A 20,239-nucleotide genomic window follows, 5' to 3' on the forward strand; every position below is an offset into this window, starting at 1 on the left:
ATGTCGCCCGCCACCGTTGCCATCCTCGCCGACGATCTCACCAGTGCCGCCGACGGCGCCGCGCCGTTCCGCAGGAACGGCCACAGCGCCGTCGTCCTGTGCGACGTGCCCGCCGGTCCCGCCGCCGCCCCGTCCTCCCGCACGCCCTCCGGTCCGCCGGCCGGGCCGTCGGCCGCGTCGCCGGGGGAGGGCGTCACGGCCGTCGACCTCGGGACCCGGATCGTGGACGCGGCCGAGGCGGCCGCCCGTACCCGCCGGGCGGCCGGGGTCTTCGCCGGCGCCGAGCTGCTGATCAAGACCGTCGACTCCACGCTGCGCGGTCACGTGGCCGCCGAGCTGCGCGCCGCGCTCGCCGGGTCCGGGCGCCGCGCCGCGATCGTCGCGCCCGCGTTCCCCGGCGAGGGCCGTACGACGGTCGAAGGCGTCCAGTACGTGCGGGGCGTACGCGTCGACGAGAGCGAGTTCGACCGTGACCCGGCGCACCCCGTCCGCACGGCCGACCTCGCGCGCGTGTTCCCGGAGGCGGTGCTCGTCGGCCCCGACGGGCTGCCGGACGCGGCCGGGAAGGGCGGGGTACTGGTCTGCTCGGCGGCCACCGACGCCGACCTGGACGCGATCGTGGCCGCCGTGCCCCGCCCCGATGAGGTCCTCTGGGTCGGTTCGCCGGGCCTCGCCGACGCCCTGGCCCGCCGCCACTCCCGACACCCGGCCGCCGCACTGTCCGCGCTCCCGCCGGTGAAGAGCCCGCTGGTCGTCGTCGGCAGCGCCCATCCCGCGAGCCGCCGCCAGCTCGCCGTCCTGCGCGAGCGGGCGACCGGTCCCGTCGCCGTCCTCCACACGCCCGAGGAACGGGGAACCGATCCGGCCGTCCTGCTGGCCCTGCTCGTCGAGAAGGTCTGGCGCGCGGTGACCGACGGCGGCGCCGACGGCCTCGTCCTCACCGGAGGCGAGACCGCCGCGGCCGTCCTCGACGCCCTCGGAGCCGACGGCGTCGAGCTCCACGACGAACCCGAACCCGGTATCGCCCGTGGCACCCTTCACGCGCCGGGCCGCCTGCCCCGGCTGCCCGTTCTCGTCAAGGCGGGCGGCTTCGGGGACGACGAGGCCCTGCTCCGCCTCCACGCCCTGCTCACGGAGGCGGCCGCAGCGCCCGGCCGGTGACCGGATCGACGAGCCGGGGGCGGGCGGCCGGCGGCGCCCGTCCGCCTCCGGCCCACGAGGAGGGCCGTCACGGCGACGGCGATCGGCCCGCCCGGATGCGGCGCCTTCGCGCGCTGGAGGGGGGAGCCGTACCCGTAGACTGTCTCACTGGGCTTCTGTCGGAACCCGCCGCGCTTCTGCCGGAACCCGCCGTGCGTACCCGTCCACCGTCTCGTCTGGATTGTTGTTGATCATGACCGAACTCCCCCGTACCTACGAGGTCCGGACGTACGGCTGTCAGATGAACGTCCACGACTCCGAGCGGCTGTCCGGCCTCCTGGAGGACGCCGGCTACGTCCGCGCCCCCGAGGGCTCGGACGGCGAGGCCGACGTCGTGGTCTTCAACACCTGCGCGGTCCGCGAGAACGCCGACAACAAGCTGTACGGCAACCTCGGCCACCTCGCGCCGAAGAAGGCCGCCCGGCCCGGCATGCAGATCGCCGTCGGCGGCTGTCTGGCCCAGAAGGACCGCGACACCATCGTCAAGAAGGCCCCCTGGGTCGACGTGGTCTTCGGCACCCACAACATCGGCAAGCTGCCGGTCCTGCTGGAGCGCGCCCGCGTCCAGGAGGAGGCGCAGGTCGAGATCGCGGAGTCCCTGGAGGCCTTCCCGTCGACCCTGCCGACCCGCCGCGAGTCCGCGTACGCCGCCTGGGTCTCGATCTCTGTCGGCTGCAACAACACCTGCACCTTCTGCATCGTCCCGGCGCTCCGCGGCAAGGAGGAGGACCGCCGTCCCGGCGACATCCTCGCCGAGATCGAGGCGCTGGTCGCCGAGGGCGTCTCCGAGATCACGCTGCTCGGCCAGAACGTCAACGCGTACGGCTCCGACCTCGGCGACCGCGAGGCCTTCAGCAAACTGCTGCGCGCCTGCGGCGAGATCGAGGGCCTGGAGCGGGTCCGCTTCACCTCGCCGCACCCGCGCGACTTCACGGACGACGTGATCGCCGCCATGGCCGAGACGCCGAACGTGATGCCGCAGCTGCACATGCCCCTGCAGTCCGGCTCGGACACGGTCCTGAAGGCGATGCGCCGCTCGTACCGGCAGGAGCGCTTCCTCGGCATCATCGAGAAGGTGCGCGCCGCGATCCCGCACGCCGCCATCTCCACCGACATCATCGTGGGCTTCCCCGGCGAGACCGAGGAGGACTTCGAGCAGACCATGCACGTGGTGCGCGAGGCCCGCTTCGCGAACGCCTTCACCTTCCAGTACTCCAAGCGCCCCGGCACCCCCGCGGCCACCATGGAGGGCCAGGTCCCGAAGGAGGTCGTGCAGGCGCGCTACGAGCGTCTGGTCGCCCTCCAGGAGGAGATCTCCTGGGAGGAGAACAAGAAGCAGGTCGGCCGCACGCTCGAGGTCATGGTCGCCGAGGGCGAGGGCCGCAAGGACGGCGAGACCCACCGCCTGTCCGGCCGCGCCCCCGACAACCGTCTCGTCCACTTCACCAAGCCGGACGACGACGTGCGCCCGGGTGACGTCGTGACCGTCGAGATCACCTACGCCGCCCCGCACCACCTCCTCGCCGAGGGCCCGACCACCGCCGTCCGCCGCACCCGCGCGGGCGACGCCTGGGAGAAGCGCCAGGCCGCGGCGGCCGCGAAGCCGGCGGGCGTCCTGCTCGGCCTGCCCCGCATCGGCGTCCCGGAGCCCCTCCCGGCGATGGACGCACCGGCCTGCGGCAGCCACTGACGGAACCCGTGACGGCGGCCCGTTCGGGCGCCTGCGGCGTGCGGTCGCGTTAGGCTGCGGATCATGCTTGTCGCCGCCGCCGTGTGTCCCTGCCCCCCGCTCCTCGTCCCCGCCGTCGCGGCCGGGGCGGCGTCCGAGCTCGCCGAGGCGCGTACGGCGTGTTCCGACGCGCTCGGCGTGCTCGCCGCCTCCCGGCCCGACCGGCTCGTGGTCGTCGGGCCCGCCGCCGAGGAAGGCTGGGGCGTCCACCCGGCGGGTGCGGGCGGTTCCTTCGCGGCGTTCGGCGTCGACCTGGCCGTACGGCTCGGCGACGGGCCCGGCGGCGACCGGCCGCTGCCCGCCTCGCTGGCCGTCGCGGCCTGGCTCCTGGAGCACACCGACTGGGCGGACGCGCCGATCGAGGGCCTGGGCGTCGGCGAGCCACTGGAGACCGCGCGCTGTGCCGCGACCGGCCGGGACCTCGCCGCGTCGGCGGACCGGGTCGCCCTGCTCGTGATGGGCGACGGCAGCGCCTGCCGCACGGTCAAGGCACCCGGCTACCTGGACGAGCGCGCCGAGGACTTCGACGCGGCCGTCGCCCGCGCCCTGGGCGCGGCGGATCCGGCCGCACTGCTCGCCCTGGACGCGGACCTGGCGCACGAGTTGAAGGCCGCCGGACGGGCGCCCTGGCAGGTGCTCGCGGGCGCCGCCGAGGGCGCGGACCTCGCGGGGCGGCTGCTCTACGAGGACGCGCCCTACGGAGTCGGCTACTTCGTCGCTGCCTGGAGCTGACCCCGGACGACGTGACGGCGGACGGCCGCGGAGCTTCGCGCTCCGCGGCCGTCCGCCGTTCTGCGTGTCCTGCGTGTCTTACGGTCCTGCGGGTTGTGCGGGTCCTGCGTGAGCTGCGTGTTCCGCGGGGAGGGCGACCGGAGTCAGGAGGCCGGCGGCGGGGGCGGATCGGAGGGGCCCGCCGGGCCCTCGTCCTTGTGGGCGAGGCGGTCGATGGCGTGCTTCGCCTTCCCGGTGCCGGACTCGATCTTGTCGCTGTACTTGCCCTTGGTCTTCTCGTCGACCTTCCTGGCGGCCTTCTCCAGGCCGTGCCCGACCTTGCCCCCGTGCTCCTGGGCAAGGTGGGAGACCTGGTGGGAGACCTTGTCCCGGGCCGGGGCGAGCTTGGCCTTCAGTGAATCCAGGAGACCCATGGGGTCACCGTCCCTCCGCGTTCGTCGTGCCCCTTCCGGGGCCTACTTCCGGGCGCCCTCGCCTGCCTCGTTGTCCGCGGCCTCCTCCGCCGACTGCTGCTTCGGGATCTCGACGGACTCGACGGACCCGGTGGATCCGGCGGACCCGGTGGATCCGGCGGAGTCGAGGGACCCGGCGGATTCCGCGTCGGTCGCCGCGTCCGCGGTCTCCCGGCTTGCGACGGCCACGGCCTCCGCGGCCTCCGCGGCTTCCACGGCGTCGGCGGTGTCCACGGTCACCACGGTCTCGGACGAGTCCACCGTCTCGGAGGACGCCTCCGGCGTCCCTGAGCCGGTCGACTCCTCCGTCCCGTCCTCCGCCTCGGTCACGTCGTCCGCCGCGGCCGTCGCCTCCGATGCCTCGGAAACCTCGGAAACCTCCGCGACATTGTCCTTACTCTTACGGCGAAACAGTGAGAAAACGCCCATATCTGCTCCCTAGCGTACTCAGGGTCCTCATTCCGCAACAGGCAACGAAGGCGGATGAGGGCCGTCACGTAGCTCGTTCGGGGACGCGCCGTGAGGTTTGCGAGACTGGGGCGGTGAGAAGTGCAGCTCCCGCCTCGCGGGTCATCGCCGTCGTCGGTCCCACAGCGGCCGGAAAGTCCGATCTGGGCGTATTCCTCGCCCAGCAGCTCGGCGGCGAGGTCGTCAACGCCGATTCCATGCAGCTCTACCGGGGGATGGACATCGGCACCGCCAAACTGACGGTGGAGGAGCGCGGCGGCGTCCCGCACCACCTCCTCGACATCTGGGACGTGACCGAGGCCGCGAGCGTCGCCGAGTACCAGCGCCTCGCCCGCGCCGAGATCGACCGGCTCCTCGCCGCGGGCCGCACACCGATCCTGGTCGGTGGTTCCGGGCTGTACGTCCGGGGCGCCCTGGACGTGATGGACTTCCCCGGCACCGACCCGGAGCTCCGGGCGCGGCTCGAGGCCGAGCTGGAGGAGCGCGGCCCCGGAGTGCTGCACGCCCGGCTCGCGGCCGCCGACCCCGAGGCCGGCCGGGCGATCCTGCCGAGCAACGGGCGGCGCATCGTCCGCGCCCTGGAGGTCATCGAGATCACCGGCAAGCCGTTCACGGCGAACCTCCCGGGGCACGACTCCGTCTACGACACCGTGCAGATCGGCGTCGACGTCGCCCGCCCCGAGCTCGACGAGCGCATCGCCACCCGGGTGGACCGCATGTGGGAAGCCGGTCTCGTCGACGAGGTCCGCGCCCTGGAGGCGCGCGGTCTGCGCGAGGGGCGCACGGCCGCCCGCGCGCTCGGGTACCAGCAGGTGCTCGCGGCGCTCGCGGGGGAGTGCACCGAGGACGAGGCGCGCGCCGAGACGATCCGCGCCACCAAGCGTTTCGCGCGCCGTCAGGACTCCTGGTTCCGGCGCGATCCCCGGGTCCACTGGCTCAGTGGCGCGGCCGAGGACCGGGGGGAACTCCCGGGGCGCGCGCTGACGTTGGTCGAACGAGCGGTTACAGCCTGATCACGTGATGGCATCGGGACGTCATGCCCGTCATTCCGGGGGTGTGCGGCGTGCCATCATCGAGCATCGATCGACCAAGTGGAGTCCGAGTTGGGAGGGCGCGTGGCGATGGAGGCCGGCCCTCGCGACACCGAGCAGCAGGCCGCCGTCCGGGGGAACGTCCCCGGTGAGGCGCCCGGTCTGACGCCGGACGGCCCGGACGAGGCCGAGGGCAGCGCCGTCGAGGTGGACGCGGCGGAAGTCGAGGTGGAACTGCGCCCGCAGCGCCGGCTGCGGATCTGGCAGCTCGCCCCGATCGTCGCGCTCGCCGCCGTCGGCTCCCTCATGTTCGCCTTCCCGCTCGCCTTCGGCTCGGGCGACGGCGGCGCCGTCGTCGCCATGCTGGGGCTGCTGATCAGCTGCTGCGCGGCCGGCTGGGGCATGATGGCCGCCCGCCGGGTCGGCTACACCTGGCCGGGCCTGCCGGCCCGCGGCTCCGGTGAGCGCCCGAACTGGCGCGCCCTCGCCCTGTACGTGGTCTTCAGCGCCGTCCTGGTGGCCCTGGCGGTCTGGCGCGTGGCCCGCCTGCGCTGAACGCGCCGCCGGGCGGACCGCCCCGCGCCGGCCTCCCGTACGGCCCCGCGGCCCCCCCGTACGGCCCGCGGCCCGCCCCGTATCGCGACCCGGACGACCGCGCCCCCTGCCGGGCCCGCCCCGTACAGTTGGTCGCGTGAGCAACGCGCAGATGACCTCGCCCCTGGCCTTCCTCAAGGGACACGGCACCGAGAACGACTTCGTGATCCTTCCGGACCCGGAGAACGCCGTCGACCTGCCTCCGGCGGTCGTCGCCCGGCTCTGCGACCGGCGGGCCGGCATCGGCGGCGACGGCGTGCTGCACGTCGTGCGCAGCGCCGCCCACCCCGAGGCCAAGCACCTGGCCGACGAGGCCGAGTGGTTCATGGACTACCGCAACGCCGACGGCTCCGTCGCCGAGATGTGCGGCAACGGCGTCCGCGTCTTCGCGCGCTACCTCCAGCACGCCGGTCACGTCACCGCGGGCGAGGTCCCCGTCGCCACCCGCGGCGGGATCAAGCACGTCCACCTCGACAAGAACGGCTCCGTCACCGTCCGCATGGGCAAGGCCGTGCTGCCCGAGGCCGGCGTCACCGTGACCGTCGACGGCCGCAGCTGGCCCGCCCGCAACGTGAACATGGGCAACCCGCACGCGGTCGCCTTCGTCGAGTCGCTCGACCACGCCGGCAGCCTCGACGCCGAGCCGCCGTACGAGCCGGCCGCCGTCTACCCCGAGGGCGTCAACATCGAGTTCGTCGCCGACCGCGGTCCGCGTCACGTCGCCATGCGGGTCCACGAGCGCGGCGCCGCCGAGACCCGTTCCTGCGGCACCGGCGCCTGCGCCGTCGCCGTCGCCACCGCCCGCCGCGACGGCGCCGACCCGGCCGTGACCGGCATGCCCGCCACGTACACCGTCGACGTCCTCGGCGGCACTCTGGTGATCACCGAGCACCCCGACGGCGAGATCGAGATGACCGGCCCCGCGGTCATCGTGGCCGAGGGCACCGTCGAACCGACCTGGCTCGACGCCTGACGCGGAACTGCTGACGAGGAACCGCCTGACGCGACCGGGCCGACGAGACCGGCGCGACGCGGAACCGCCTGCCACGGACCGTCTGGCGCCACCGGCCCCTCCGCGACCGGCCCGACGCGGAACCGCCTGCCCGGACCGTCTGACGCCACCGGGCCCCCCGCGACCGGCCCCACGCGGACCGTCCCGGGCCGTCGCGCGGGCCGGCCGGCGCCCTCGTCCGACGTGAGGGAATCGAAACCGTCAACGACGGATTCATCGCTCGAATGGGTGATCCCGTTCACGCTCGGCGAGAGCGGGACTGCGCCACGTGGTGGGGTCGGTAGCATCAAGCACCGGCCCCACCGGGCACGCCTGCCCGGCCCACCGCCGGTCGACGCCGCCGGAGGTTGCCCATGAGCGCAGAGGCCACCAACCCCGTGAGCGACGCCGAGGCCGCCGGCCCGGACGCTCCCGGCCGCAGACGAGGCCGCCCCAGGATCGATCTGCGCAGGCTCGGACGGGCCGCCCTGCTCGGCGCGACCGCCGGGCCCGCCGCCCGCCACCGGCTGCCCGACGCCATCGGACACGTCGCCGAGGCCCACCGCGCCCACCACCCCGACGCCGACCTGGCCGTACTGCGCCGCGCGTACGTGCTCGCCGAGTCCTCCCACCGCGGCCAGTTCCGCAAGAGCGGCGAGCCGTACATCACCCACCCGCTCGCCGTCACCCTGATCCTCGCCGAACTCGGCGCCGAGACCACCACGTTGACCGCCGCCCTGCTCCACGACACCGTCGAGGACACCGAGGTGACGCTCGACCAGGTGCGCCGCGAGTTCGGCGACGAGGTCGCGTACCTGGTCGACGGCGTCACCAAGCTGGAGAAGGTCGACTACGGCGCCGCCGCCGAGCCCGAGACCTTCCGCAAGATGCTCGTCGCCACGGGCAACGACGTCCGGGTCATGTCGATCAAACTCGCCGACCGGCTGCACAACATGCGCACCCTCGGCGTGATGCGCCCCGAGAAACAGGCCCGCATCGCCAAGGTCACCCGCGACGTCCTCATCCCGCTCGCCGAACGCCTCGGCGTCCAGGCGCTCAAGACCGAGCTGGAGGACCTGGTCTTCGCGATCCTCCACCCCGAGGAGTACGAGGCCACCCGCGCCCTCATCGCGGACAACGCCGGCGCCGCGGACGCCCTCGGCACGATCGCCGAACAGGTCTCCGCCGTCCTGCGCGAAGCGGACATCGGCGCCGAAGTCCTCGTCAGGCCCCGGCACTTCGTCTCCGTCCACCGCGTCCGCCTCAAGCGCGGCGACCTGCGCGGCAGCGACTTCGGACGGCTCCTCGTCCTGGTCGCCGAGGACGCCGACTGCTACGCCGTCCTCGGCGAGCTCCACACCTGCTTCACCCCGGTGATGTCCGAGTTCAAGGACTTCATCGCCGCACCCAAGTTCAACCTCTACCAGTCGCTGCACACCGCCGTCGCCGCCCCCGACGGCGCCGTCGCCGAAGTCCTCATCCGCACCCACCGGATGCACAAGGTCGCCGAGGCCGGCGTCGTCGCCCTCGGCAACCCGTACGCGGCCGGCACCGACGCCGGCGACGGCGCCGAGGACGGTGAGCGCGTCGACCCCACCCGCCCCGGCTGGCTGTCCCGGCTCCTCGACTGGCAGGAGTCCACCCCCGACCCCGACACCTTCTGGACCTCCCTGCGCGACGACCTCGCCCAGGACCGGGAGATCACCGTCTTCCGCGCGGACGGCGGCACGCCCGGAATGATCAGCCTCCCCGCCGGCGCCACCTGCGTCGACGCCGCCTACGCCGGACACGGCGAGGCCGCCCACGGCTGTCTCGGCGCCCGCGTCAACGGCCGGCTCGCCCCGCTGAGCACCGTGCTCCACGACGGCGACACCGTGCAGCTGCTGCTCGCCCAGGACGCCACCTCGGGTCCCTCGCCGCAGTGGCTCGACCACGCCCGTACGCCCGCCGCGCGGATCGCCATCACCGGCTGGCTCCAGACCCACCCCGAAGCCGCCAAGATCCCCGCCGCGACCCCCCGCCCGCCCGCGAGCGTCACCGTGGACCGGCGCTCCGGCACCCGGCTGCGTGCCGAGCTCCCGGAGGCGGCGGCGGGCGCCGCACCGCCCTCCGTCCGCCCGGCGGGCTGCTGCACGCCCGTACCGCCCGACGAGATCACCGGCTTCGTCGTCCGCGGCGGCTCCGTCACCGTCCACCGCACCGGTTGCGCCTCCGCCGACGCCATGGCACGGCTCGGCCGGACCCCGGTCACCGTCCACTGGGGCGACACGGCCGAATGCCGGGTCACCCTCGTCGCCGAGTCCTTCGGCCGTCCGCGGCTGCTCGCCGACCTCACCGAGGCCATCGCCGGCGAGGGCGCCGCCGTCGTCTCCGCCACCGTCGAGCCGCCGAGCGAGCAGCGGGTCCGCCACACGTACACCCTCCAACTCCCGGACGCCGCAGGGCTGCCCGCCCTGATGAGGGCCATGCGGGACGTGCCCGGCGTCTACGACGTGCGCCGCGCCCGTCACCCCGCGTCCCCCGCGCTCTGACCCGGAGGCCGGGGCGGAGGGCCGGGGGCCGGGACCGGGGGGAACCGGCGGCCGGCACCGTCCGGAGCCACCCGGCCGATCCCGCGCCCCGCGCGCGTACCCCGCGGCCTGACCCCTTCGGGTGGCGGGCGCGCGCGCCGCCCGGGGGAGCGGCCCGGGCCCTGGTAGCGGTAGCCCATGCCGCTCCCCACCCGCCTCTCCGCCGGCCCCTCTCCACGCGCGCGTGGACGCGCCTCCCGCCGGCCCTCCCCACGCGCGCGTGCGCTGCGTTCCGCCGTCCTCGTCGCCCTCTCCGCCGGGCTCGTCGCCGCCGCCCTGCCCGCCCCCGCTCCGCTCGGCATCGGCGACCGGCTCTTCCCGCATCTCGGCAATCCCGGCTACGACGTCCTGACGTACGACATCGGCCTCACCTACACGGGCCGCAACACCGAGCCGCTCGCCGGCGTCACCCGGATCCAGGCGCTCGCCACCGACGACCTGCCGCGGATCAACCTCGACTTCACGCACGGCACCGTCTCCGCCGTCACCGTCGACGGCGCACCGGCCGACTGGGCGAGCAGCGGCGAGGACCTCGTGATCACCCCCGACCGCCCGGTCGGGCGCGGCGAGGCGGTCGAGATCGCCGTCACCCACACCAGCGACCCGACGGGTCCCGCGGACTCCGGCGGCTGGGTCCGCACCGGCGACGGCCTCGCCATGGCCAACCAGGCCGACGCCGCCCACCGGGTCTTCCCCTCCAACGACCATCCCTCCGACAAGGCCTTCTTCACCTTCCGGATCACGGCGCCCGACCGCTTCACCGCCGTCGCCAACGGCCTCCGCGAGGACCGGCGGCGCCGAGCGGACGGCACCACCACCTGGACCTACCGCACGGCCCACCCCATGGCCACCGAGCTCGCCCAGGTGTCCATCGGCGAGTCGGCCGTCGTCCACCGCGAGGGCCCGCACGCCCTGCCCGTACGCGACGTGGTGCCCGCCGCCGACCGGGAACTGCTCGAACCCTGGCTGCGGCGCACGCCCGGGCACCTGGAGTGGATGGAGAGCCGGGTCGGCCCGTACCCCTTCGAGAACTACGGTGTCCTGGTCGCCGACGCCGACACCGGCTTCGAGCTGGAGACCCAGACCCTCTCGCTCTTCGAGCGCGGCCTGTTCACCGAGCCCGGCTACCCGGAGTGGTACGTCGACTCGATCATGGTCCACGAGCTCGCCCACCAGTGGTTCGGCGACAGCGTCGCGCCGCGCACCTGGTCCGACCTGTGGCTCAACGAGGGACACGCCACGTGGTACGAGGCGATGTACGCCGAGGAGCGCGGCGGGCCCACCCTGGAGCGCCGCATGAAGGCCGCGTACACCGCCTCCGACCAGTGGCGCAGGGACGGCGGCCCGCCGGCCGCCCCGAAGCCCCCGGAGCCCGGCGAGAAGATCAGCCTCTTCCGGCCCGTGGTCTACGACGGCAGCGCCCTGGCGCTCTACGCGCTGCGGTACGAGATCGGCACCGAGGCCTTCGACCGGCTGGAGCGCCGCTGGGTGGCCGACCACCGCGACGGCACCGCCACGACCGCCGACTTCACGGCCCTGGCCGCCGAGGTCTCCGGGCGGGACCTCACCCGCTTCTTCGCCGACTGGCTGTACGCGGAGAAGACACCGCCCATGCCCGGGCACCCCGACTGGCGCTCCCGGGCGCCGAAGGCGGGAAAACCGGGGTGACGGGCCCGCCGGGGCCGTGACACCATCGTCGGGTCGGCGGCGCGGCCGGGCGGCGGGAATTCTTCCCGGGCGTCACGCGTTGTGACTGCCGTAACGGATGTCTCTTCGACGTAAGGATCCAATGACCTCCTCTTCATCCCCTTCCCAGGACAAGTCGAGTTTCGCGGAGACCAGCCGCACCGAGAGCCTTCGGGCCGATGCCCTGATGGAAGAGGACGTCGCCTGGAGCCACGAGATCGACGGAGAGCGGGACGGCGACCAGTTCGACCGCTCCGAGCGAGCGGCTCTGCGCCGTGTCGCGGGCCTCTCCACCGAGCTCGAGGACGTCACCGAGGTCGAGTACCGCCAGCTGCGCCTCGAGCGCGTCGTGCTGGTCGGTGTGTGGACCTCGGGGACGGTGCAGGACGCGGAGAACTCCCTCGCGGAGCTCGCGGCCCTCGCCGAGACGGCGGGTGCCCTCGTGCTCGACGGCGTGATCCAGCGCCGCGACAAGCCGGACCCGGCGACCTTCATCGGTTCGGGCAAGGCGCAGGAGCTCCGGGACATCGTCCTCGAGACCGGTGCCGACACCGTCGTCTGCGACGGTGAGCTCAGCCCCGGCCAGCTGATCGCCCTCGAGGACGTCGTCAAGGTGAAGGTGGTCGACCGGACCGCCCTCATCCTCGACATCTTCGCCCAGCACGCCAAGTCCCGAGAGGGCAAGGCGCAGGTCGCGCTCGCGCAGATGCAGTACATGCTGCCGCGACTGCGCGGCTGGGGTCAGTCCCTGTCCCGTCAGATGGGTGGCGGCGGCGGTGGCGGCATGGCCACCCGTGGTCCCGGTGAGACCAAGATCGAGACGGACCGGCGACGGATCCGCGAGAAGATGGCGAAGATGCGCCGGGAGATCGCGGAGATGAAGACCGGCCGCGACGTCAAGCGGCAGGAGCGGCGTCGCAACAAGGTGCCGTCGGTCGCCATCGCCGGATACACCAACGCCGGCAAGTCGTCCCTGCTCAACCGCCTCACCGGCGCGGGCGTGCTGGTGGAGAACGCGCTGTTCGCCACCCTCGACCCGACCGTCCGGCGGGCCGAGACGCCCACCGGCCGGATCTACACCCTGGCCGACACGGTCGGCTTCGTCCGGCATCTGCCCCACCACCTGGTCGAGGCGTTCCGCTCCACGATGGAGGAGGTCGGCGATTCCGATCTCATCCTGCACGTGGTCGACGGCTCGCACCCGGCCCCGGAGGAGCAGCTGGCCGCCGTGCGTGAGGTGATCCGCGAGGTCGGCGCGGTCGACGTGCCGGAGATCGTGGTGATCAACAAGGCGGACGCGGCGGACCCGCTGGTGCTCCAGCGACTGCTGCGGGTCGAGCAGCGCTCCATCGCCGTCTCCGCCCGCTCGGGCGCGGGCATCGAGGAGCTGCTGGGCCTGATCGACGCCGCGCTGCCGCGGCCGAAGGTCGAGCTCGAGGTCCTCGTGCCGTACACGCAGGGCGGGCTCGTCTCGCGGGTGCACGCCGAGGGCGAGGTGATCTCCGAGGAGCACACCCCGGAGGGCACGCTGCTCAAGGCGCGGGTGCACGAGGAACTGGCGGCGCTGCTCGCGCCGTTCGTTCCGGCCGCGCACTGAGACCGTCGGCTCCGGGCGACGCGCACTGAGACCGTCGGCTCCGGACGACGCTCCGACACGCACGAGGGCGCCGGCCGCCTCCCTCTCGGGAGACGGCCGGCGCCCTCGGCCGTTTCCGTGCCTCGGCCGTTGGACCCGGACCCCGGCCGTTTCCGTACCTCGGCGGCTTGCTCCGTACCTCGGCCGCTTGTTCCGTGCCCCGGCCGTTTCCGTACCGCGGCCGGTCCGCGACCGGATCCGGAGGAAACGGCCTGGCCGTCCCTACGTCCGGATCAGCCGAACTTCTTGCTGATCATCTCGTGGGCCGCCTTCGCGCCCCTGCCCAGCTGCGGTCCGGCCAGCCAGCCGTTGCTGCCCGCCGGGCCGATCGAGGTGTTCGAGACCAGCGCCGTCTTGCCGTTCGGCAGTACGCGGAACCAGCCACCGCCCGACGAGCCGGCGGTCATCGTGCAGCCGATCCGGTACATGACCGGGGTCGCCGGGGCCGTGGACATGCGCGTGGCGCGGTCCAGGCACTTGTGCATGATCACGCCGTTGTACGGCGCGGCTCCGGGGTAGCCCCAGGCGCCGATGGTGCCGGCCTGGGCCGGCTGCGGGGCGGAGAAGTCGATCGGCAGGGCCACGCCCACCGTCTCCTCCAGGGACTTGCGGCCCTTCTGCGGCTTCACGTGCAGCACGGCGTAGTCGTACGGCCAGGCCTGGTTGGTGCCGCCGGACCGGATCCACTCGCCGGAGGTCACGGCCCAGTCGGCCCAGTACTGGCCGTAGGGGTAGACCTCGTGCGCCTGGGAGTTGCGCAGGGCGCCGGGCGTCTTGCCCTTGTCGTTGAAGGCCGGCGCGAACATGATGTTGCGGTACCAGCCACCGCGCTTGCCCGCGTGCACGCAGTGTCCGGCGGTCCACACCAGGTTGGACTTCCCGGGGTGGCGCGGGTCCTTCACGATCGTGCCGGAGCAGGCCATGTGGCCCTCGGGCGCGTCGAAGAAGATCTTGCCGACCGGAGCCGCGTGGCGGTGGTACGGGGTCTTCTCGCGCTGCGCGGTCACCGGCCGCGGCGTGGGGTCGCTGCCCCCGCTGGTCGCCTGCGTCTCGATGGTCTGGTCGGGGCTCTTCGCGGTCTGCATCCGCTCGGAGTCCCAGAGGTCGTCGATCACCGGGTTGACGAAGTCCTCGGCCTCACGCAGCCAGGTGGACTGGTCCCAGTTCTTCCACTCGCCGTTCTTCCACTTGTCGACGTCGACGCCGTGCTTCTTCAGCTTGTCGGCGAAGCCCTTCGACAGGTCGGAGACGTCGGTGCCGGAGCCGCCCTCGGCGGGGCTCGCGGTGGCGGTGCTGCCGGCGGGCTTGTCCGCCGACTGGTCCTCCGTGGGGCCGCAGGCGGTGGCGGTCAGCGCGAGCGCGAGCGCCGCCGCCACGCCGGACACGGCGGGCAGGAGTCGTATGGAACGCATGAAGTGGTGTCCCCCTGGGGTGTTCGCACGTCCTGCGGACGGGCGGCCTGCGGTGGCCGCCACCGATGGCCTTGCCATGGACGCGTCACTTGCAAGTGCGCAGTATGCACGGCCGGTCGGGGCGGGACAGCCTGGGTCCGCCCCCACCGTCGCGCCGAAACGGCGATTCGCGTACTTCTGCTTCGCGAACCGCCGTTTCGCGTTCTCTAACGGGTACGTCGGGTCCTACTGGTTCGCGTACTTCTTGCTCACGCCCTCGTAGAGGGACTTCGCCTCGGGGCCGAGCCGGGGACCGGCCAGCCAGCCCGCCGTGACCGGGCCGATCGAGGTGTTCGACACGAGCGCCGGCTTGCCGTCCTGGCCGGTGGCCACCCAGCCGCCGCCCGAGGAACCACCGGTCATCGTGCAGCCGATCCGGTACATCGTCGGCTGGTCGGCCTTCACCGACAGCCGGCCCGGCTTGTCCGTGCACTGGTACATCTTCTGGCCGTCGAACGGCTTGCCCGCCGGGTAGCCGGTCGCCGTCATGCTCGCGATCTTCGGCACCGCAGGGGCGTTGAACTCGACCGGGAGCGCCGAACCCACCGTCTCCTCCAGGGACTTGCCCGTGGAGCCCTTCTCCGGCGTCACGTGCAGCACCGCGAAGTCGTACGGGGCGCCCTTGCCGCCCGTCTGACCGCCCTGGTCGATCCACTGGTCCGAGGTCTGCGCCCAGTCGCTCCACCACACGCCGTACGGAGCGATCTCCTCGCGGGTCGCGTTCTCCAGCGCGGACGTCGGCCGGCCCTTGTCGTTGTACGACGGCACGAAGGCGATGTTGCGGTACCAGCCGCCCTTCTTGCCGGCGTGCACACAGTGTCCGGCCGTCCAGACCATGTTGGACTTGCCCGGGTGCGCCGGGTCCTGCACGACCGTCGCCGAGCAGACCATCGAGCCCTCGGGACCGTCGAAGAAGACCTTGCCGGAGGCGGGTGAGCTGGAGTGGTACGGCGGCTGCACGGCCTTCGCCCGCACCTTGGCCGGCGTCGGGTCGGTCACGCCCTCGTCACCCGAGATGTCCTCCTCCTCGACCGGCTTGTCGGGGCGCTCGGCGTCCCGCATCCGGTCCGGGTCCCAGAGGTCCTCGATGATCGGGTTGACGAAGTCCTTCGCCTCACGCAGCCACTTGTCCCGGTCCCAGTTCTTCCACTCCCCGCCACGCCACTTGTCGACGTCGATCCCGTGCTCCTTCAGACGGTCCTTCAGGTCGTCCGGAATCGTGATCTTGCCGTCGGCGGAAGGCGTCGCGGCGCTGGGCTTGTCACCCCCCGCGTTGTCCTCGGTCGGACCGCAGGCAGTCGCCGTCAGCGTCAGCGCCGCGACGGCGGACGCTGCGGCCAGCAGCGGACGAATCGATCGCATCTCGTGATCCCCCTGGGACTACGTCAACTTGTGCATCAGTGAACAGCGGCGACGTGGACACCCACGTCACATGAAGCCCCCACTATGCCGGTGCCGGAGGGGACGGTACGACGCAGGTCCGCGGTTCCGGACCCCGACCGGCCGTTGCCATGCCGTGATCCGGGACACGCCAAGGAACTTGCCTCCCGCCCGTGATCCCCGGCAGACCCCGTCGTTGGTACGTGCGGGGGACACGTCGGCGGCTTCCCGGGCGCCGTTGCGTGCGGCCCTGCAACGTACCGATGTGCAACGCAACCGTTACAGCGGGAGGACGACGAGCCGTGGCCGTGACCGAACCAGCTCCGGCCGTACCACCGGGCGCGCGGATCCGTGAGGACGCCCGCACGACCGGCGAGGGGGGCGCCCACGAAGGCATCCTGCGCCGCCAGGCGCAGCGCGAATCGGCCGCGCGTACCTATGCGCGTTCCCTGCCGATCGTCCCCGTACGGGCCAGGGGCCTGACGATCGAGGGCGCCGACGGCCGCCGCTACCTCGACTGCCTCTCCGGCGCGGGCACCCTCGCCCTCGGGCACAACCACCCGGTCGTCCTGGAGGCCGTCCGCAGGGTCCTCGACTCGGGTGCCCCGCTGCACGTCCTCGACCTCGCCACCCCGGTCAAGGACGCCTTCGTCACCGAGCTGTTCGCCACGCTTCCCGCCGAACTCGCCGCGAACGCCCGCATCCAGTTCTGCGGACCCGCCGGCACCGACGCGGTCGAAGCGGCGCTCAAACTCGTCCGCGCCGCCACCGGCCGACGGGGCGTCCTCGCCTTCAGCGGCGCCTACCACGGCATGACGGCCGGCGCCCTCGACGTCTCCGGCGGCGCCGAGGACGTCCGCGTGGCCCGCCTGCCCTACCCGCGGAGCTACCGCTGCCCCTTCGGCGTCGGCGGCGAGCGCGGTGCCGAACTGGCGGCCCGCTGGACCGAGACCGTGCTCGACGACCCCAAGAGCGGCATCCCCGCCCCCGCCGGGATGATCCTCGAACCCGTCCAGGGCGAGGGCGGCGTCATCCCCGCCCCGGACAGCTGGCTGCGCCGCATGCGAGAACTCACCGCGGCCCGCTCCATCCCGCTGATCGCCGACGAGATCCAGACCGGCGTCGGCCGCACCGGCGCCTTCTGGGCGGTCGACCACAGCGGGATCGTCCCCGACGTGATGGTGCTGTCCAAGGCCATCGGCGGCTCCCTCCCGCTCGCCGTCGTCGTCTACCGCTCCGAGCTCGACGCCTGGGAGCCCGGCGCCCACGCCGGCACCTTCCGCGGCAACCAGCTCGCCATGGCCGCCGGCGCCGCCACCCTGGCGTACGTAAGGGAGAACGGACTGGCCGAGCGCGCCGGCACCCTCGGCGCCCGCATGCTCGGACAGCTCCAGGGTCTCGCCGCCACGCACTCCCGCATCGGCGACGTCCGCGGGCGCGGGCTGATGCTCGGCGTCGAACTCGTCGACCCGGACGCCGGGAGCACCGGCCCGGACGACCTCGCCCCGCCGCCCGACCCCGAGCTCGCGGGCGAGGTCCAGCGCCAGTGCCTCGACCGCGGCCTCATCGTCGAACTGGGCGGCCGGTACAACGCCGTCGTCCGGCTGCTTCCCCCGCTGACCCTCACCGACGAGCAGGCGGCCGCCGTCCTCGACCGCTTCGCCGACGCCCTGACCGCGGCCGAACGGGTCCACCGCCCCCGCCCGACCGAGCCGTCCCGCTGAACCGGCCCGCCCCACCCGGGCCCCTTCCCCCTCCCAAGGAAGCCTCCGTGAACCCCACCCCCACCACCCCCGCTCCCGCCATGGGCCCCGGCTCCGCTCCAGACCCCGCCCGCGCCCCGGCGTCCGCCGCGGCCGGGACGACGGGCACGGCCACGGCGACCGTCACGGCCGAGCCGTCAGGACCGGCCACGGCCCATGTTCTGGACGAGCCGGCGGGAGCCGCCATGGCCCTCGTCACGGGCGAGCCGGCGGGAGCCGCCATGGCCCATGTCATGGGCGAGCCGGCGGGAGCCGCCATGGCCCATGACACGGCCGTGCCGGCGGGAGCCGCCATGGCGACCGTCGCGGCCTCGGCCACCGCCGCCTCCCTCACGGCGACCGCCACCCTCGACGGTCTGCCGGCCACCGAGACGCCGGCCGACGCCGACCCCGCTACGAGCGCCCCCACCACGGCCGGCTCCCTCACCATCGCCGACGCCCAGTCGTCCGCCGCGGCGAGCGGTGCCGCCGACGAACTGCCGGTCGCGGAGCCGACGGTGCCCCGCCAGTACCCCGGACACCGCGCCGGTTCCCACGCCGGGCACCGGACCGGCCTCCACACCCTGCCCCACGCCGGCCCCTCCGGCGCGGCCGCGCCGGTCACCCCGGCCTCAGGCCCCGCCGCCGCGACCGCCCCTTCCGCCCCGGCCGCCCCTTCCGCCCCGGCCGCCCCTTCCGTCCCGACTGCCCCTTCCGCCCCGGCCGCCCCGGCCACCGCGAGGACCCCCGAACCGCTCGACCACCCCGACCCGCTCGACCACCCCGATCCCGCGCGCGCCGCCGACAGCGCCGCCGTCGAGAACCTCCTGCGCTGCTGGGTACGGGAGAAGAACCTCCCCGCACCCCGGCCGGCCGCGCCGGGCGGCACCGCGAACGGCGCCCCCACCCTGCGCATCCCGCTCGATGCCAGCGGCACCGCCCTCCTCGTCCCCGTCCGCCACTGGTCGCCCACCGGCTGGCACCGATTCGGAACCCCCGTCCTCGAAGGCCTCGCCGCCACGGCCCCCGCCGTCGACGCCGTCACCCTCGCCGCCCTGCTCAGCCGCGAGACCGGCAGCTCCGAAGCCACCGAACTCGTCGGCCGGGTCGCCGACTCGGCCCGCCGCACCGCCGAGTTCATCGCCGAGCGCCGTCGTGACCCGCGTCCCGCCCCCGAAGCCGACCTCTTCCTCAGCGCTGAGCAGTCCCTGCTCCTCGGCCACCCGCTCCACCCCACGCCCAAGAGCCGCGAAGGGCTCTCCGAGGCCGAGGCCCGCCTCTACTCGCCCGAACTGCACGGCTCCTTCCCGCTTCACTGGATGGCCGTCGACCACACCGTCCTCGCCACCGACTCCGCCTGGACCGAACACGGCCGCCCGGTCGCCGCGGCCCAGCTCACCGCCGGCCTCGCCGACGACCTCGAACTCCCCGCCGGCACCGCCGCCCTGCCGCTCCACCCCTGGCAGGCCCGGGAGCTCCGGCACCGCCCCGCCGTCGCCGCCCTCCTCGACGCCGGCCTCCTCCACGACCTCGGCACCCACGGCGGCCCCTGGCACCCCACCTCCTCCGTGCGCACCGTGCACCGCCCCGGCGCCCGGGCCATGCTCAAGCTCTCCCTCGGCGTCCGGATCACCAACTCCCGCCGGGAGAACCTGCGCAAGGAACTCCACCGCGGCGTCGAGGTGCACCGCCTGCTGCGCACCGGCCTCGTCGACCAGTGGCAGGCCGCCCACCCGGGCTTCGACATCGTCCGCGACCCGGCCTGGCTGGCCGTCGACACCCCCGACGGCGAGCCGGTGCCCGGACTCGACGTGATGATCCGGCACAACCCCTTCACCGCCGGCGACGACGCCGTCTGCCTGGCCGCGCTCACCACCCCGCGGCCCTGGCCCGGCTCCGTACGGATGCGCTCGCGCCTGGCCGAACTCGTCCTGCGCCTCGCCGCGCGCACCGGCCGCCCCACCACGGCCGTCGCCACCGAGTGGTTCCTGCGCTACCTCGACCTCGTGGTCCGCCCGGTGCTGTGGCTCGACGGCCACGCCGGCGTCGCCCTGGAGGCCCACCAGCAGAACACCCTCGTCCTCCTCGACGCCGAAGGCTGGCCCGCCGGCGGCCGCTACCGCGACAACCAGGGCTACTACTTCCGCGAGTCCCGTCGCGACGAGCTGGAGAGCCGCCTTCCGGGCATCGGCCGCACCAGCGACACCTTCGTGTCCGACCAGGTCACCGACGAGCGCTTCGCCTACTACCTCGGCATCAACAACGTCCTCGGCCTCATCGGAGCCTTCGGCTCCCAGCACCTGGCCGACGAACGCGTCCTGCTCGCGGCCCTGCGCCGCTTCCTCACCGGCGCGACCGGCCTCGGCTCGCCGCTGCCGCACCGGCTCCTGGAAGCCGCGACCCTGCGCTGCAAGGCCAACCTCCTCACCCGGCTGCACGGCCTCGACGAGCTCGTCGGCCCGGTCGACACCCAGTCGGTCTACGTCACCATCACCAACCCGCTCCGCCCCTGAGCCACCATCGGAAAGCCACCACCGGAAACCATCGGAAACCACCGGAAACCCGCCACCGGAAACC

At 73.8% G+C, this 20,239-nt stretch carries 15 protein-coding genes; 11 read left to right on the forward strand and 4 right to left on the reverse strand.

All coding sequences use genetic code 11. The annotated features are described in order from the left end of the window. From ESG85_RS05330 to ESG85_RS05340, 3 genes are all read left to right on the forward strand, one after another. Positions 1 to 1,161, forward strand: a complete 1,161-nt coding sequence (locus ESG85_RS05330; protein ID WP_128976854.1) for a four-carbon acid sugar kinase family protein — start codon at positions 1 to 3, stop codon at positions 1,159 to 1,161. 232 nt (positions 1,162 to 1,393) lie between these two features. Further along, the gene (miaB, locus tag ESG85_RS05335) at positions 1,394 to 2,890 is read left to right on the forward strand and encodes a tRNA (N6-isopentenyl adenosine(37)-C2)-methylthiotransferase MiaB (protein ID WP_128976855.1); all 1,497 of its coding nucleotides are present in this window, start codon (positions 1,394 to 1,396) and stop codon (positions 2,888 to 2,890) included. A 63-nt stretch (positions 2,891 to 2,953) separates the two neighbouring features. Next, entirely contained in the window at positions 2,954 to 3,661 is a 708-nt protein-coding gene (locus ESG85_RS05340; protein ID WP_128976856.1) for a class III extradiol dioxygenase subunit B-like domain-containing protein, read from the forward strand. A 143-nt stretch (positions 3,662 to 3,804) separates the two neighbouring features. On the opposite strand, the gene ESG85_RS05345 is transcribed toward ESG85_RS05340, so the two are convergent. Continuing rightward, positions 3,805 to 4,074 carry an antitoxin gene (locus tag ESG85_RS05345; RefSeq protein WP_128976857.1) on the reverse strand — a complete coding sequence of 90 codons (270 nt, stop codon included), beginning with the start codon at positions 4,072 to 4,074 and terminating at the stop codon, positions 3,805 to 3,807. Positions 4,075 to 4,116: 42 nt separating this feature from the next. After that, positions 4,117 to 4,443, reverse strand: coding sequence for a hypothetical protein (locus ESG85_RS34840; protein WP_164986171.1), 327 nt, complete (start codon positions 4,441 to 4,443; stop codon positions 4,117 to 4,119). Between the two features lie 212 nt (positions 4,444 to 4,655). Between ESG85_RS34840 and miaA the strand changes: the two genes are divergently transcribed. The 6 genes from miaA (at position 4,656) to hflX (ending at position 13,050) form a co-directional block, all read left to right on the forward strand. After that, positions 4,656 to 5,594, forward strand: a complete 939-nt coding sequence (gene miaA, locus ESG85_RS05355; protein WP_128976858.1) for a tRNA (adenosine(37)-N6)-dimethylallyltransferase MiaA — start codon at positions 4,656 to 4,658, stop codon at positions 5,592 to 5,594. A gap of 108 nt (positions 5,595 to 5,702) precedes the next feature. Beyond that, the gene (locus ESG85_RS05360; protein ID WP_128976910.1) at positions 5,703 to 6,167 is read left to right on the forward strand and encodes a hypothetical protein; all 465 of its coding nucleotides are present in this window, start codon (positions 5,703 to 5,705) and stop codon (positions 6,165 to 6,167) included. 151 nt (positions 6,168 to 6,318) lie between these two features. Further along, entirely contained in the window at positions 6,319 to 7,179 is an 861-nt protein-coding gene (gene dapF, locus ESG85_RS05365) for a diaminopimelate epimerase (protein ID WP_128976911.1), read from the forward strand. A 392-nt stretch (positions 7,180 to 7,571) separates the two neighbouring features. After that, positions 7,572 to 9,728, forward strand: coding sequence for a RelA/SpoT family protein (locus ESG85_RS05370; protein WP_128976859.1), 2,157 nt, complete (start codon positions 7,572 to 7,574; stop codon positions 9,726 to 9,728). Positions 9,729 to 9,905: 177 nt separating this feature from the next. After that, positions 9,906 to 11,435, forward strand: coding sequence for a M1 family metallopeptidase (locus ESG85_RS05375; RefSeq protein WP_128976860.1), 1,530 nt, complete (start codon positions 9,906 to 9,908; stop codon positions 11,433 to 11,435). A gap of 121 nt (positions 11,436 to 11,556) precedes the next feature. After that, complete coding sequence (hflX, locus tag ESG85_RS05380) at positions 11,557 to 13,050, forward strand: GTPase HflX (RefSeq protein WP_128976861.1); 1,494 nt, start codon at positions 11,557 to 11,559, stop codon at positions 13,048 to 13,050. Between the two features lie 272 nt (positions 13,051 to 13,322). On the opposite strand, the gene ESG85_RS05385 is transcribed toward hflX, so the two are convergent. Together ESG85_RS05385 and ESG85_RS05390 are read right to left on the reverse strand one after the other, a co-directional pair. Then, positions 13,323 to 14,501, reverse strand: a complete 1,179-nt coding sequence (locus ESG85_RS05385) for a trypsin-like serine peptidase (protein ID WP_128976862.1) — start codon at positions 14,499 to 14,501, stop codon at positions 13,323 to 13,325. Between the two features lie 225 nt (positions 14,502 to 14,726). After that, the gene (locus ESG85_RS05390) at positions 14,727 to 15,902 is read right to left on the reverse strand and encodes a trypsin-like serine peptidase (protein WP_128976863.1); all 1,176 of its coding nucleotides are present in this window, start codon (positions 15,900 to 15,902) and stop codon (positions 14,727 to 14,729) included. 320 nt (positions 15,903 to 16,222) lie between these two features. Between ESG85_RS05390 and ESG85_RS05395 the strand changes: the two genes are divergently transcribed. Beyond that, positions 16,223 to 17,644 carry a diaminobutyrate--2-oxoglutarate transaminase family protein gene (locus tag ESG85_RS05395; protein ID WP_425471161.1) on the forward strand — a complete coding sequence of 474 codons (1,422 nt, stop codon included), beginning with the start codon at positions 16,223 to 16,225 and terminating at the stop codon, positions 17,642 to 17,644. A 602-nt stretch (positions 17,645 to 18,246) separates the two neighbouring features. Continuing rightward, positions 18,247 to 20,175 carry an IucA/IucC family protein gene (locus ESG85_RS05400; RefSeq protein ID WP_128976912.1) on the forward strand — a complete coding sequence of 643 codons (1,929 nt, stop codon included), beginning with the start codon at positions 18,247 to 18,249 and terminating at the stop codon, positions 20,173 to 20,175. The last annotated feature ends 64 nt before the right edge of the window (positions 20,176 to 20,239 follow it).

Source organism: Streptomyces roseicoloratus (assembly GCF_004117935.1).
Classification (GTDB): domain Bacteria; phylum Actinomycetota; class Actinomycetes; order Streptomycetales; family Streptomycetaceae; genus Streptomyces; species Streptomyces roseicoloratus.

Bases quoted from the DNA above. Each gene is read 5' to 3' on its own strand.
- miaB (WP_128976855.1), top strand. From the start codon at position 1,394: ATGACCGAACTCCCCCGTACCTACGAGGTCCGGACGTACGGCTGTCAG.
- ESG85_RS05375 (WP_128976860.1), top strand. From the start codon at position 9,906: ATGCCGCTCCCCACCCGCCTCTCCGCCGGCCCCTCTCCACGCGCGCGT.
- ESG85_RS05390 (WP_128976863.1), bottom strand. From the start codon at position 15,902: ATGCGATCGATTCGTCCGCTGCTGGCCGCAGCGTCCGCCGTCGCGGCG.
- ESG85_RS05330 (WP_128976854.1), top strand. From the start codon at position 1: ATGTCGCCCGCCACCGTTGCCATCCTCGCCGACGATCTCACCAGTGCC.
- ESG85_RS05370 (WP_128976859.1), top strand. From the start codon at position 7,572: ATGAGCGCAGAGGCCACCAACCCCGTGAGCGACGCCGAGGCCGCCGGC.
- ESG85_RS05360 (WP_128976910.1), top strand. From the start codon at position 5,703: ATGGAGGCCGGCCCTCGCGACACCGAGCAGCAGGCCGCCGTCCGGGGG.
- ESG85_RS05385 (WP_128976862.1), bottom strand. From the start codon at position 14,501: ATGCGTTCCATACGACTCCTGCCCGCCGTGTCCGGCGTGGCGGCGGCG.
- hflX (WP_128976861.1), top strand. From the start codon at position 11,557: ATGACCTCCTCTTCATCCCCTTCCCAGGACAAGTCGAGTTTCGCGGAG.
- ESG85_RS05340 (WP_128976856.1), top strand. From the start codon at position 2,954: ATGCTTGTCGCCGCCGCCGTGTGTCCCTGCCCCCCGCTCCTCGTCCCC.
- ESG85_RS05345 (WP_128976857.1), bottom strand. From the start codon at position 4,074: ATGGGTCTCCTGGATTCACTGAAGGCCAAGCTCGCCCCGGCCCGGGAC.
- dapF (WP_128976911.1), top strand. From the start codon at position 6,319: ATGACCTCGCCCCTGGCCTTCCTCAAGGGACACGGCACCGAGAACGAC.